A 14,524-nucleotide genomic window follows, 5' to 3' on the forward strand; every position below is an offset into this window, starting at 1 on the left:
GCTTGATCTTCTCGATCAGCGGGTCGGCGACACCGCCGACCCGCTGATCGCGAAGATCAAGCAGCGCGCCGCCGCGCTGACCCTCGGCCCCGGCAACGACCCGACGTCCGAGATGGGCCCGCTGATCACCGCGGCGCACCGCGACAAGGTCGCCTCGTACGTCACCGGCGCGGCGGCACAGGGCTGCGAGGTCGTCCTGGACGGCACCGGCCACACCGTCGAGGGCTTCGAGAACGGCCACTGGGTCGGCCTCTCGCTCCTGGACCGCGTCCCGGTCACGGCCGACGCGTACAAGGACGAGATCTTCGGCCCCGTCCTGTGCGTCCTGCGGGTCGACACGTACGAGGAGGGCGTGGCGCTGATGAACGCGTCGCCCTTCGGCAACGGCACGGCGATCTTCACCCGCGACGGCGGCGCCGCGCGGCGCTTCCAGCTGGAGATCGAGGCGGGCATGGTCGGCGTGAACGTCCCGATTCCCGTACCGGTCGGCTACCACTCCTTCGGTGGCTGGAAGGACTCGCTCTTCGGAGATCACCACATCTACGGAAATGACGGCACGCACTTCTACACGCGCGGCAAGGTCGTCACCACCCGCTGGCCGGACCCGTCGGACGCGCCGGAGGGCGTGGATCTGGGATTCCCGCGGAACCACTGAGTAGTCGGCCCGTCGTGGGCCACTGCTCCTCAGGGGCCCGCCGTACCGCAGCCGTGGTACGGCGGGCCCTCGCCGTACTCCTCAAGTAGGCAGCCGGGTTCAGCCCACCGGCTGCCGAGGTTGTCACCCCTCGCCCGTACGGTTGACGCATGGATCTACGACTGCCGAAGCTGCCCAAGCGCAGACTGCTCGCCGCAGCGGCCGCCCTCGCGCTGCTCGCGGGCGCCGGCACCTGGACGGCGGCGGCGTCGGACGACGGCCCCACCGTGCACCGCCAGGACCGCATCATGCAGATGACGGGCGCGGGCGGCGCGAAGATCGACACGTCGTACTTCACCGCGGGCGACCCCTCGGTCAAACGCCCCGCCGTCCTCATCGGCCACGGCTTCGGCGCCAGCAAGGACCAGCTGCGCGCCCAGGCGGAAGACCTGGCCGCAAAGGGGTACGCGGTCCTGACCTGGTCCGCCCGCGGCTTCGGGAAGTCCACCGGCAAGATCGGGCTGAACGACCCGAAGGGCGAGGTCGCCGACGCGTCGCACCTGATCGACTGGCTGGCCAAGCGGCCCGAGGTGCAGCTGGACAAGAAGGGCGACCCCCGCGTCGGCATGACCGGCGCGTCGTACGGCGGCGCGATCTCCCTGCTCACCGCCGGTCACGACAACCGCGTGGACGCCATCGCCCCCCAGATCACGTACTGGAACCTCAGCGACGCCCTCTTCCCGAACGGCGTGTTCAAGAAGCTGTGGGCAGGCCTCTTCATCAACACCGGCGGCGGCTGCGAGCGCTTCGAGAAGCAGCTCTGTGAGATGTACAACCGCGTCGCGGTGAACGGAAAGCCCGATGAGGCGGCCCGCAAGCTCCTCACCGGGCGCAGCCCGCAGGCCGTCGGCGACCGCATCAAGGTGCCCGCCCTGCTCGTACAGGGCCAGACCGACTCCCTCTTCCCGCTCGGCCAGGCCGACGCCACGGCCAAGGCGCTGCGCGCCAACCACGCGCCCGTCTCCGTCGACTGGATCGCGGGCGGCCACGACGGCGGAAACGCCGAGACCGGCCGGATCAACGGCCGTATCGGATCGTGGTTCGACCGCTATCTGAAGGACGACAAGAGCGCGGACACCGGCCCCGGCTTCCGGGTCACGCGCACCGGCGGCATGGACTCCACCAACGGCTCGGCGCAGCTGCGGGGCGCGAGCGGCGAGCAGTACCCCGGCCTGGAGAGCGGGCCGCGGAACATCGCGCTCAGCGGGCGTGAGCCGCAGCGCGTCGAGAATCCCGCGGGCGGCGCGCCGCCCGCCATCTCCGCGCTTCCCGGCGCGGGCGGCGGCGGACTCGACGAGCTGTCCTCGCTCGGCGTCGGCGTCTCCCTCGACTTCCCCGGCCAGCACGCCGCGTTCCAGTCGGCGCCGCTCGGGGACGACCTGCGGATCACCGGATCACCGAAGGTGCGGGTGCACGTCAAGTCCACCAGCGAGGACGCCGTGCTCTTCGGCAAGGTGTACGACATCGGTCCCGGCGGCGGGCAGAAGGTGCTGCCCTCGCAGCTGGTCTCGCCGATCCGGGTGGAGGGCGCGAAGGCGGGCAAGGACGTCACGCTCACCCTGCCCGCCGTCGACCACGACGTGCAGAAGGGCCACCGCCTGCGCCTGGTCCTCGCGTCGACGGACCTCGGCTACGCCTCTCCGGCGCAGCCCGCCACGTACACGGTGGCCACGAAGGGCGACCTTCAGATCCCCACGGCGCCCGGCGTGAAGACGGCGGCGGCGCCGCTGCCCGCCTGGGTGTGGTGGCTCCCGGCGTCCGGAGCGGTGCTCGCCGTGCTCCTCCTGGTCACCGCGCGGCGGCGGACGGCCGCGCCCGCGCCCGACCCGGACCTCGAAGAAGTGCCGCTGCGGATCACGGACTTGAGCAAGCGGTACGCCAAGTCCGTGGACCGCTACGCCGTGCGTGACCTCTCCTTCAGCGTCGAGAAGGGCCAGGTGCTCGGCCTCCTGGGCCCGAACGGCGCGGGCAAGACGACGACCCTGCGCATGCTCATGGGCCTCATCAAGCCCGACGCGGGCGAGATCCGCGTCTTCGGGCAGGCGATCAGGCCGGGCGCTCCCGTCCTCTCCCGGGTCGGCGCGTTCGTCGAGGGCGCGGGCTTCCTGCCGCATCTCACGGGGCGCGAGAACCTGGAGCTGTACTGGAAGGCCACCGGGCGCCCCGCCGAGGACGCCCGCATGGACGAGGCGTTGGAGATCGCCGGGCTCGGCGACGCCCTTGCCCGCGCGGTGCGGACGTACTCGCAGGGCATGCGGCAGCGGCTGGCGATCGCGCAGGCCATGCTCGGCATGCCGGACCTGCTGATCCTCGACGAACCGACGAACGGCCTCGACCCGCCGCAGATCCGCGAGATGCGCGAGGTGATGATCCGGTACGCCGAGGGCGGCCGCACGGTCATCGTCTCCAGCCATCTCCTCGCGGAGGTCGAGCAGTCCTGCACGCACCTGGTGGTCATGGACCGCGGCCGTCTCGTCCAGGCGGGCCCGGTCGCCGAGATCGTCGGCTCCGGCGACACGCTCCTGGTGGGGCTCGCGGACGACATCTCCGAGCCGATGGTGGAGAAGGTGGCCGCGCTGCCCGGCGTCGCGTCGGCGGTCCGCGCGGACGGCGGCCTCCTCGTACGGCTCGACGGCACGGAGGCGGGCAGTGCGTCGCGGCTGCTGCCCGAACTGGTGCGCCTGGAGCTGCCCGTGGAGTCCATGGGCCCGCACCGTCGCCTCGAAGACGCGTTCCTGACCCTGATCGACGGAGGCAACGCATGAGCGCCACAGTCACGGAGCCGGGCGGACGGCCCGGTGGCCGGTCCGGCGGCAGGCCGGGCACCGAGCCGGGCACGGAACGCGCCACGGCCCCCGGCTACCGCCCCGGCCGTACGCTGCCGCTGCGCGTCGAGGCGGTCCGCCAGCTGAAGCGGCGCCGGACCCTGGTGATGGCCGGGGTGATGGGCCTGCTGCCGTTCGTGCTGCTCATCGCGTTCGCCGTCGCCGGTTCGCCGGAGTCCCGCAGCGGCCGGGTGACGCTGATGGACACGGCCACGGCGTCCGGCGCGAACTTCGCGGCGACGTGCCTGTTCGTGTCGGCGGGCTTCCTCCTGGTCATTCCCGTCGCACTGTTCTGCGGGGACACGGTCGCCTCCGAGGCGAGCTGGTCGTCCCTGCGCTATCTCCTGGCGGCTCCCGTGCCGCGGGCCCGCCTCCTGTGGTCGAAGCTCGCGGTGGCGCTCGGGCTCAGCGCGGCGGCGATGGTGCTGCTCCCGGTGGTCGGCCTGGTGGTCGGCTCGATGGCCTACGGCTGGGGGCCGCTCCAGATCCCCACCGGCGGCGCGATGCCCGCGGGCACGGCGGCGCAGCGCCTGGTGATCGTCGTGGCGTACATCTTCGTCTCCCAACTGGTCACGGCCGCGCTCGCGTTCTGGCTCTCCACGAAGACGGACGCGCCGCTCGGCGCGGTCGGCGGCGCGGTGGGCCTGACCATCGTCGGCAACGTCCTGGACGCGGTGACGGCCCTGGGCAGCTGGCGCGACTTCCTCCCCGCGCACTGGCAGTTCGCCTGGGCGGACGCGATCCAGCCCCGGATGGAATGGGGCGGCATGATCCAGGGCTCGGCGGTCTCGGTGACGTACGCACTGGTGCTGTTCGCCCTGGCGTTCAGGGGGTTCGCCCGGAAGGACGTGGTGTCGTAGGAGTTTTGAACTCCGATCGTCGGCCGGGCTGGAGCAATCCAGCCCGGCCGAGGGTATTTCAGCCCGCCCGGCGTTTGAGGACGAACTCGGCGAAGCCGGTGATAACGCCGCCCAAGGCCCGGGGGCCCGTACCGAGTTGAGACTCTTCCGCAACGGTTTCGAGCGAGCGTTCGTGGTGTCCCGCGCGTCACAGTCATGTGAACCGACGACGCGAGGGGGCCAGGATGCGGACCTGGAAAGTACGGCGGGGGCTGCTCGCCGCGGCGGTGGCCGGTGGGCTGCTGCTCACCGGCTGCGGGGGCGGCGGCAACACGGACCGGGCGAGCGACAACAGCCAGCGCGAACGCCGCGGCACCGCCCCGGTCCTGCCCGCCCCGGGGCCCGCATCGCCCGGCACCGGCGACGCGGCAACCCCGGACGAGCGACAGGACGGCAAGGACCGCGGCTTCGCCCCGCCCCCCGACTACCTCTCCACGTTCGCCCTGGACGTGGACACCGCCTCGTACGGCTTCGCCCGCCGCACCCTCGCCGAGGGCCGCCTCCCTGACCCGGCGACCGTACGCCCCGAGGAGTTCGTCAACAGCTTCCGCCAGGACTATCCGCGCCCCGGCGGCGACGGTTTCTCGGTGAACGTGGACGGCGCCCGCACCGACGAGGAGGGCTGGTCCCTGCTGCGGGTGGGCCTCGCGACCCGCGGTGACGGCGCGGACGGCGAACGCCCGCCCGCGGCCCTCACCTTCGTGATCGACGTCTCCGGTTCGATGGCGGAGCCCGGACGGCTCGACCTGGTCAAGGAGTCGCTCGGGATCATGACCGACAAGCTGCGCGACGACGACTCCGTCGCGCTCGTCACCTTCAGCGACAGCGCGGAGAAGATCCTGCCCATGACCCGCCTCGGCGACCACCGGGGCAAGGTGCACTCGGCCGTCGACGCGATGGAGCCGACCCAGTCCACGAACGTCGAAGCAGGCATCCGCACGGGGTACGACACCGCGGTGGGCGGCAGGCGCGACGGCGCCACCAACCGTGTCGTGCTGCTCTCCGACGCCCTCGCCAACACCGGCGAGACCAGCGCGGACGGCATCCTGGAGCGCATCTCCGACGCCCGCAGCGAGCACGGCATCACCCTCTTCGGTGTGGGCGTCGGCAGCGACTACGGCGACGCGCTGATGGAGCGGCTCGCCGACAAGGGCGACGGCCACACCACGTACGTGTCCGACAGCGAGGAGGCCCGCAAGGTCTTCTGCGAGCAGCTCCCCGCCAACATCGAACTGCGTGCCCGCGACGCGAAGGCGCAGGTCGCCTTCGACCCGAAGACCGTCAAGCAGTTCCGGCTCATCGGCTACGACAACCGCGCGGTCGCCGACGACGACTTCCGCGACGACACCGTGGACGGCGGCGAGGTCGGCCCCGGCCACACCGTGACCGCGCTGTATGCCGTACGGATGAGGCCCGCCACCAGCGGGCACGTCGCGACGGCGAGCGTCCGCTGGCTCGACCCCGGCAACCGGGCCCCGCACGAGGAGTCGAACGAGATCGAGTCGGGCGACCTGGAGGGCGGCCTGCGGGACGCCGACCACGGGCTGCGGACCGCGGCGGTCGCCGCGTACTTCGCGGACGCGCTGCGGCAGGGGGCACCCTCCGGCACCACCTCGGGTCCCGAGCCGATGTCCACCTCCACCGCTTCCCCTTCCGGGCAGCCGCTCCCGGGCGCGCCCCCGCTGGCCGAACTGGCCAGGAACGCGGAGGAGTTGTCCTCGGACGGCGACCGCGACAAGGCCCTGAGCGACCTCGCGACGGCCGTCCGCCAGGCGGACCGCCTCACCGGCGGTTACGAAGGCGGCGGAGGCGGGGGAGAGGACGAGGGCGAGATCAAGGGCTGACCGCCGCCCCGCAAACCCCTAGCCGCCGCACAACTGCCGCTCGGCCCGCACCGGGTCATTTGGGAAGCGGAACGACGTCCGGTCCCACACCCCGGCGACATTGCGCAGGAACCGCCCCGGCGTCATCGGATCCCGGGTCGCCGCCCGCAACTCGGCGAGCGCCCCGCAGTCGAGCGCCCGCCGGGCGGCGGCGACCCCCGCCGGGTCGAGGCCCGCGGGGAGGGGCCCGTGGCCGCGGTCGGCGAAGATCCACGTGTCGGGGAGCCGCTTGTCGTGGCCCACGCGGCTGCCTTCGATGCGCTCGGAGTGGGCGGCGAGGGGGTAGGCGAGGCCGATCGGGTCCAGGGCGGCGCCGCTGAGCGGGACCACCGTGCCGCTGAAGCCGAGGGTCATGTAGACGCCGGTGACGGTGGGGGAGTTGGTCCCGGCCGGGGTCCGCGCGAGGAACAGGGCCGGCGTGCCCTCGCGATCGGCTTCGCGTACGAGACGGGCGTAGGCGACGTTGCCCGGGTAGCCCGCGAAGTCGTGGTGGAGGGGGTGCGGGGCCGCGTTCTGCTGGACGTACACCCCGCGTTCGTCCGCGACCCCGCCGGGCCCGATCCGCCCCTCGTACGGAATCCGCAGCCAGCCCGCGCAGGCCACGGCCCAGATACCGATGCCCACCGCCGCGATGGTCCACGCGCGCGTGAGCGGCACCAGGAAGACCGGCAGGAGCATGAGGAGCAGCCCCGGCAGGAACATCCGGCCGTGCATGAAGTCGCCGCCCACCTTGATGACGTAGCCCCAGCACAGGAGCCCGGCGACGACGGGCGCGAGCGCGGGGACCAGCGGCGCGGAACGGCCGCGCTGCGCCGATGCCGCCGACGGCAGCAGGGCCGCGAGCAGGAACAGCGCGGGCACCCACAGCAGATAGGGCTCCCCGAAGTCCGCGAGATAGTCGAAGCCGCGCCCCCACAGGCTCTGCGAGGCCTCCTTGGTCACGCCGGGCAGCGGCATCAGCTGCCCGTAGTAGCCGATCCGGAAGATCTCGTACGCGACCGGCAGCGCGAGGGCGGCGCCGAGCCCGCCGAAGGCGGCCCGCCGCGAGGGCCGCGCCATCAGCCACTGCGCGACGAGGAAGACGACGGTCACGAGGGCGAGGTCGGGGCGTACGAGCGGGCCGAGCCCCAGGACCACGCTCGTGCCGATCGAGCGCGACCGCGTGACGAGCAGCAGCCACGCCCCCGCGATCCAGCAGGTGGCGAGCCCGGTCTCCAGGCCGGAGGTGGCGAAGTCCCAGACCGGCGGCAGCGCGAGCAGGACGAGACAGCCGACGGGCAGCACGGCCTTGTCCGCGTACAGCCGCAACGCCCCGAGCGAGGCGAGCGCGAACCCGGCGGCGGTCAGCAGCAGCCCGCCGTACATCGCCGCCCGCGCGATGTCGATGCCCGGCAGCCCCGCGAGCACGAGCATCCACTGCCAGAGGGTCCCGGTGGAGGATTCGGCGCGCTCGCCCGCGTTGAACACGGGGCCGTTGCCGGCCAGGATCTGCCGGACCGTACGGACGTAGATGTGCCCGTCGTCGGACATCCAGCGCCGCTGGAACCCGGCGAACACGATGACGCAGGCCGGCAGCAGACACAGGACGCAGCGCCGGAGCGTGCGCCCTGCGTCGCGTCGGCTGTTGAGCAGCCCGAGCACGGCGTCGGGCTCGCGGGGTGAGAGTTGCGTCGACGTCATGATCGAGTTATCGGCGCAGGTCAGTGGGGCCTTGAGGGGAGGATCCAGCCTGTCGTGGGGGTCCCCCCTGCTCCTTGAGAGCTTGGGGGAGTTCGAGGACGAACTCGGCGGAGCCGGTGATCCGGACCGCTCAAGGCTTCCGGCCCGCGCCCCGCCCCGCCCCGCAGCCCGGCCCGCGCCCCGCCCCGCCGACGCCGCGTCAGCGAATCTGCCGCCCGGAGATCGCCCTGGCGATCACGAGCCGCTGGATCTCGCTGGTCCCCTCGAAGATCGTGTAGATCTTCGCGTCCCGGTACATCCGCTCCACCGGGTGCTCCCTGCTGTACCCCGCGCCCCCGAGCACCTGCACCGCCTTCTCGGTCGCCGCGACGGCCAGCTCACCGGCCCGCAGCTTGGACATCGAGCCCTGCCCCGCGTCGAACGCCTTGTCGTTGCGTGCCATCCACGACGCCTGCCAGATCAGCAGCCGCACCGCTTCGATCTCGGTCCGCAGATCGGCGAGGGCGAAGGCGATGGACTGGTTCTCGATGATGGGGCGGCCGAATGCCTCCCGCGAGCCCGCGTAGTCGAGCGCGTACTCGTAGGCGGCGCGCGCGATGCCGAGCGCCTGCGCGCCCACCGTCGGCCTGCTCACCTCGAAGGTGGCCATGGCGGCCTGACCGCGGCTGCCGGAACCCGCCTTCGTGCCTTCGCGGGCCCGCGCGAGCCGGGCGTCGAGCCGCTCCTTGCCGCCGAGCAGGCAGTGCCCCGGCACGCGTACGTCGTCCAGGAACACGTCAGCGGTGTGCGAGGCCCGCAGCCCCAGCTTCTTGATCTTCTTGGCGCCTTCGAGACCCGGCGTGCCGGGCGGCACGATGAACGCCGCCTGCCCCCGCGAGCCGAGGGCCGGATCGACGGACGCGACCACCACATGGACGTTCGCGATGCCGCCGTTCGTGATCCAGGCCTTCTGGCCCGACAGCTTCCACTCGTCGCGCGCCTCGTCGTACGTCGCGCGGGTCCGCATCGCCGACACGTCCGAGCCCGCGGCGGGCTCGGAGACGCAGAACGCGGCGACCTTCGGGTCGTCCTCGTCGCCGAAGCACTGCGGCACCCATTCGGCGAGCTGGTCGGGCGTGCCCGCGGAGAAGATGCCGGCCACCGCGAGCGACGTGCCGAACAGGGCCATCCCGATGCCCGCGTCGCCCCAGAACAGCTCCTCGTTGGCTATCTGGAGCGAGAGCCCGCTGGGGTCGCCGAACAGATCGGCCAGGGACTCGAACCCGTACAGGCCGATCTTCGCGGCCTCCTGGATGACGGGCCAGGGTGTCTCCTCGCGCTCGTCCCACTCGGCGGCGGCGGGCCGCACCACGTCGGCGGCGAAGCCGTGCACCCAGCCGCGCAGGTCACGCTGTTCCTCGGTCAGTTCGAGCGAGAAGGCCATGCTGTGCTCCTTTCGGGGAGGTCGGCGGCGGAGGTCAGGCCTTCGGGATGTCGAAGTAGCGGGTGAGACCGGCGGCGAGCGCCACGTCGCCCGCGACCTTGAGCTTGCGCATCATGAACATCGTCACGGGGTTGGCGTTGCCGGAGACCAGCTTGAGGAACTCGGCGTCGGCCATGACGAGCGTGACGCGCGGCTCGGCGTTCGAGCGGCCTTCGCGGACGGTGCAGGTGCCGTCCGAGATATCCGTCTCATAGACGGCCTCGTCGGCTCCCGTGATCTTCCAGCGGATCAGGGCCTCCAGCGTGCCCGCCGCCTCCGGCTTGAACTGCCGGCCCATCCGCCCGAAGACCTCTTGCAGGACGCGGGCGCGCAGCTCCGCGTCCTGTGCGATCTCGGTGATCTCCTTGCCGGACAAGCCCTTGACGATCTTCGCGAACTCCTCGGGCGTGACGCTCGCGAAGTCCAGTCCGGCCACCCCTCCGGCCCCGCTGACACCGTCCGTCATGGCAATCTCCTTACTGAGTAGTAAACTTACTAGAGGGTAAGGTAGCCCCGAGTCTGGGAGGCTGCAAGGGTGACGGTCAACGGGAGAACTGAGGGACGGCGGAAGCGCGTTCCGCGCCAGGAGCGCGAGCAGCAGATCATCGACGTGGCGGTGACGGTCTTCGCCAAGCGCGGCTATCACGCCGCGTCCGTGGACGAGATCGCCGAACTCGCCGGGATCTCGAAGCCGATGGTCTATCTCTACCTCGACTCGAAGGAGGGCCTCTTCCTCGCCTGCCTGCGCCGCGAGGCCGACCGCCTCGTGGCCGCTTTCCAGGGTGCGGCGAAGGCGGGCGGCGGCGCGCCCGATCTGCGGCTGCACGACGGCCTCTCGGCGTTCTTCGCCTTCGTCGCCGCGCATCGCGACAGCTGGATCGTCCTGCACCGCCAGGCGTCGGAGCTGAGCGAGGCGATCGCGTCCGCCGTCGCCGACGCGCGGCGCGCGGTGATGGCCGAGGTCGCGGGCCTGGTCCGGGACGGCATCTCGGAGAGCGGCGGCGGTTCGCAACTCGATGACGAAGACGCCGACTTCGTCGCGCACGCGCTGGTCGGCGCGGCGGACTCGCTGACCGACTGGATGGGCGGCCACCCCGGCCAGTCGCCCGAAGGCGTCACGCTGCGGCTCATGAACATGGTGTGGGTCGGGATGGGGCGGGTGCTGGAGGGGGAGGTGTGGGTGCCGGCTCCGGCGGCGGCTCCTTCGCAAGAGGAGTGAGTGCTTCTGTCACCGAAGTGATGGCCGCCCGCTGATTTCTTCGCTGCACGACCCATTGAACTTTCCCTACGCTTGAGTAAGTTGACCTCCCAGTAAGTACGCATGCACCGCTGGTAGTTCATGAGTGGGGAGCCGAAAAGCGTCATGGGCGTACGCAAGGATCTGAAACGGGCGCAACGCCACGGTGAGCTGGCGGAACGCGCCGCGGTGGAGCTCGTCCGGGACGAGCACGGCGCCGTGCGCGAGGCGCGTACCGCCCGGCTCGCGCCGAAGGCGAAGACGGGCAGCACCGCCGACATCCCCTTCGCCAACGCCGCCGAGGCGCCCGACGCGGTCGTCATGCGCCGCAAGCAGGGCGGCCGGTGGCGTCCGGTCACCGCGGCGGCCTTCGCGCGCGAAGTCACCGCCGCGGCCAAGGGATTGATGGCCGCCGGGCTTGAGCCGGGCGGCCGGGTCGCCCTGATGTCCCGTACGCGGTACGAGTGGGCCGTCCTCGACTTCGCGATCTGGTCGGCTGGCGGGCAGACCGTGCCCGTGTACGCCACCTCGGCGGCGGAACAGATCGAGTGGATCGTGCGGGACTCCGGCGCGACACTGCTGATCGCGGAGACGGCGGAGAACGTCACGACCGCCGACACCGCGGTCGCGGACCTCGCCGAGCCGCCCCGCGTCCTGTGCATCGACGACGGCGCGCTGAGCGAACTCGCCGCACAGGGGCGGGAGCTGTCCGACGAGGAAGTCACCAAACGCAGGTCCGCACTCGGCCCGGACTCCGTCGCCACCATCTGCTACACGTCGGGCACGACGGGCAAGCCCAAGGGCTGCGTCCTGACCCACGGCAATCTGCACGCCGAGGCCGCGAACACGGTCGACCTGCTTCACCCCATCTTCAAGGAGATCACGGGCCAGGTCGCCTCCACGCTGCTCTTCCTGCCGCTCGCCCACATCCTGGGCCGCACCATCCAGATCGCCTGCATGCTCGCCCGCATCGAGCTCGGCCACTGCCCGAGCATCAAACCGGACGAGCTGCGGCCCGAACTGCGTTCGTTCCGGCCGACGTTCGTCGTCGGTGTCCCGTATCTCTTCGAGAAGATCCATGACACCGGACGGGCGACCGCGGAGAAGATCGGGCGCGGCGCGTCCTTCGACCGGGCCGAGGGGGTCGCGGTGCGGTTCGGCCAGGCGTCGCTGGACAAGTTCCTCGACAAGCGCGGCCCCGGCCCCTCCCTCGGGCTCTACCTCGGCTGGGGGCTGTACGAACTGCTCGTCTACCGCCGCATCCGCAAGGAGGTCGGCGGCCGGCTGCGGTACGCGATCAGCGGCGGCTCGCCCCTCGACCGGCGCCTCAACCTCTTCTTCTACGCCGCCGGAATCGTCATCTACGAGGGGTACGGCCTGACGGAGACCACGGCCGCCGCGACCATCACACCGCCGCTCAAGCCCCGCCCCGGCACGGTGGGGCTCCCGGTGCCGGGCACCTCCGTGCGCATCGCGGACGACGGGGAGGTGCTGATCAAGGGCGGCATCGTCTTCGGCTCGTACTGGAACAACCCGGCGGCGACGGACGCCGTATTGCAGGACGAGTGGTTCGCTACCGGTGACCTGGGGGCGCTCGACGACGACGGCTATCTCACGATCACCGGGCGCAAGAAGGACATCATCGTCACGTCCGGCGGCAAGAACGTCTCCCCGGCCGTCCTGGAGGACCGGCTGCGCAGCCGGGCGCCGGTCGGGCAGTGCATCGTCGTCGGCGACAACCGTTCGTACGTCGCCGCGCTCATCACCCTGGATCCGGAGGCCGTCGAGCACTGGCTGGCCGTGCGCAAGCGCCCGAAGGACACACCGCTCGCCGACCTGTGCCGGGACCCGAAGATCATCGCGGAGGTCCAGAAGGCGGTGGACTACGCCAACGAGGCGGTGTCGCGTGCCGAGTCCATCCGCAAGTTCCGCCTGGTCGAGGGCGAGTTCACCGAGGACAACGGCCTGCTCACGCCGTCGCTGAAGATCAAACGGCATGCGGTGTCGGCGGCGTACGAGAGCGAGATCGAGGCGCTCTACGGTGAGTGAGGGGACGGGCGCCTCCCGGGAGACGTGGGACTACGACGTACTGGTGGTCGGTTCAGGCTTCGGCGGTTCGGTGGCGGCCCTGCGCCTGACCGAGAAGGGCTATCGGGTCGGGGTCCTGGAGGCGGGGCGCCGCTTCACCCGCGATTCGCTGCCCCGGCACTCCTGGGACCTGCGGAACTACCTCTGGGCACCGGCCCTCGGTCTCTAGGGCATCCAGCGCATCCATCTCCTGCGTAACGTCATGGTCCTTGCGGGCGCGGGGGTGGGCGGCGGCTCGCTGAACTACGCGAACACCCTCTACGTACCGCCGCAGGCCTTCTTCCAGGACAAGCAGTGGGCGGACATCACGGACTGGCGGGCGGAACTGGCCCCGTACTACGACCAGGCCCGGCGCATGCTGGGCGTGCGCCAGAACCCGACCACGACCGAGGCGGACGAGCACCTGCGGGCGGCGGCGGACCGGATGGGCGTGGCGGACACCTTCCGGCTGACGCCTGTGGGGGTGTTCTTCGGCGACGGCGAGGATGCGGGCGGGGGAGGCAGGGCTGCTGGGGGCGGCGAGGCTGCTGTGGGCGGTGGCGGTACCGGCGGCGCCACCGGCTCCACTCCTTCAACGGCCGGAGCAGGGAGGGAAGTTCCCGGGCAGGGAGTTCGCGGGCCGGAAGTTCCCGGGCCGGAAGTTCCCGATCCGTACTTCGGCGGGTCCGGCCCCGCACGGACACCCTGCACCGAGTGCGGCTCGTGCATGACGGGCTGCAAGGTGGGGGCCAAGAATTCACTCACCGAGAACTATCTGTACCTGGCCGAGCGGGCGGGCGCGGAGATCCGCGCCATGACGACGGTGGTGTCGGTGCGCGAGGCCGACGGCGGCCACGAGGTGGTGACCGTACCCACCAACAAGCGCCGCAGGGGCCGCCGCACCGTCCTGCGCGCCCGCCACGTCGTCCTCGCGGCGGGCACGTACGGCACCCAGACCCTCCTGCACCGCATGAAGGAGGACGGGCTACTGCCGGGTCTGTCCGACCGCCTCGGCAGACTCACCCGCACCAACTCCGAGGCGTTGGTGGGCGCGGTGACCTTCCCGCGCCGCTACCGCAAGAAGCACGGCGACGGCCGCCCCCTGGACTTCACCCGGGGCGTGGCGATCACCTCCTCCATCCACCCGAACCCGACCACCCACATAGAGAACGTCCGCTACGGCAAGGGCTCCAACCTGATGGCGCTGATCTGCGTCCCGCAGTACCGCCGGAACCTCCCCAAGCCGCTGGCCGCCGTACTGGCCTTCGTCACCCACCCGGTACTCGTGGCGCGGGTGGCGTCGACGCACCGCTGGTCGGAGCGCACGATCATCGGCCTGGTCATGCAGACCCACGACAACTCCCTCACCACCCGCCTGGGACGCCGCCGCCTGCTGACGGCGGAGCAGGGGCACGGCGCGCCCAACCCCGTGCACATCGCGGAGGGCTGGGAGGCGGCGGGCCTGGTGGCCGACCGCATCAACGGCTTCGCGGGCACGAACCTGGGCGAACTCCTCAACAAGCCCCTTACGGCACACTTCCTGGGCGGCTGCCCGATAGGCGACTCCCCGGCCGCGGGAGTGATCGACCCCTACCACCGCCTCTACGGCCACCCCGGCATCTCGGTGGTGGACGGCTCGGCGGTCTCGGCGAACCTGGGCGTCAACCCGTCCCTCACGATCACGGCCCAGGCGGAGCGGGCGATGGCGCACTGGCCCAACAAGGACGAACCGGACGCCCGCCCGCCCCAGGGCACGGCCTACGCGCGCGTGCCGGCC

At 71.7% G+C, this 14,524-nt stretch carries 9 protein-coding genes and 1 pseudogene; 7 read left to right on the forward strand and 3 right to left on the reverse strand.

Going from position 1 to position 14,524, the window contains the following annotated elements:
- The 4 genes from ACQKIP_RS22785 to ACQKIP_RS22800 all read left to right on the forward strand — a co-directional run.
- Positions 1–655: aldehyde dehydrogenase family protein (locus tag ACQKIP_RS22785; RefSeq protein ID WP_427743921.1), on the forward strand; the 655-nt coding region annotated here is incomplete at its 5' end.
- A gap of 149 nt (positions 656–804) precedes the next feature.
- On the forward strand, positions 805–3,459 hold the full coding sequence (locus ACQKIP_RS22790; RefSeq protein ID WP_365857626.1) for an alpha/beta fold hydrolase: 2,655 nt from the start codon (positions 805–807) through the stop codon (positions 3,457–3,459).
- Entirely contained in the window at positions 3,456–4,379 is a 924-nt protein-coding gene (locus tag ACQKIP_RS22795; protein WP_365857628.1) for an ABC transporter permease, read from the forward strand. The genes ACQKIP_RS22790 and ACQKIP_RS22795 overlap by 4 nt, the downstream gene beginning before the upstream one ends.
- Positions 4,380–4,603: 224 nt before the next feature.
- Positions 4,604–6,262, forward strand: a complete 1,659-nt coding sequence (locus tag ACQKIP_RS22800; protein ID WP_365857630.1) for a vWA domain-containing protein — start codon at positions 4,604–4,606, stop codon at positions 6,260–6,262.
- 18 nt (positions 6,263–6,280) lie between these two features.
- Here ACQKIP_RS22800 and ACQKIP_RS22805 read toward each other — a convergent pair whose 3' ends face one another.
- From ACQKIP_RS22805 to ACQKIP_RS22815, 3 genes are all read right to left on the reverse strand, one after another.
- Positions 6,281–7,981 (reverse strand): hypothetical protein, encoded by a 1,701-nt coding sequence (locus tag ACQKIP_RS22805; RefSeq protein WP_365857632.1) that lies wholly within the window; start codon positions 7,979–7,981, stop codon positions 6,281–6,283.
- Between the two features lie 199 nt (positions 7,982–8,180).
- The gene (locus ACQKIP_RS22810; protein ID WP_365857634.1) at positions 8,181–9,404 is read right to left on the reverse strand and encodes an acyl-CoA dehydrogenase family protein; all 1,224 of its coding nucleotides are present in this window, start codon (positions 9,402–9,404) and stop codon (positions 8,181–8,183) included.
- A gap of 34 nt (positions 9,405–9,438) precedes the next feature.
- Entirely contained in the window at positions 9,439–9,909 is a 471-nt protein-coding gene (locus ACQKIP_RS22815) for an SCP2 sterol-binding domain-containing protein (protein WP_365857636.1), read from the reverse strand.
- A gap of 69 nt (positions 9,910–9,978) precedes the next feature.
- Here ACQKIP_RS22815 and ACQKIP_RS22820 point away from each other — a divergent pair, with 69 nt between their 5' ends.
- The 3 genes and pseudogenes from ACQKIP_RS22820 to ACQKIP_RS22830 all read left to right on the forward strand — a co-directional run.
- Positions 9,979–10,662, forward strand: a complete 684-nt coding sequence (locus tag ACQKIP_RS22820) for a TetR/AcrR family transcriptional regulator (RefSeq protein ID WP_365857638.1) — start codon at positions 9,979–9,981, stop codon at positions 10,660–10,662.
- A 144-nt stretch (positions 10,663–10,806) separates the two neighbouring features.
- Positions 10,807–12,729 (forward strand): AMP-dependent synthetase/ligase, encoded by a 1,923-nt coding sequence (locus ACQKIP_RS22825; RefSeq protein ID WP_365857640.1) that lies wholly within the window; start codon positions 10,807–10,809, stop codon positions 12,727–12,729.
- Positions 12,677–14,524, forward strand: a pseudogene (locus tag ACQKIP_RS22830) (GMC family oxidoreductase N-terminal domain-containing protein); the annotation flags it as partial. The gene ACQKIP_RS22825 and the pseudogene ACQKIP_RS22830, both read left to right, overlap by 53 nt.

Source organism: Streptomyces sp. NPDC059900, assembly GCF_050270335.1.
GTDB lineage: Bacteria > Actinomycetota > Actinomycetes > Streptomycetales > Streptomycetaceae > Streptomyces.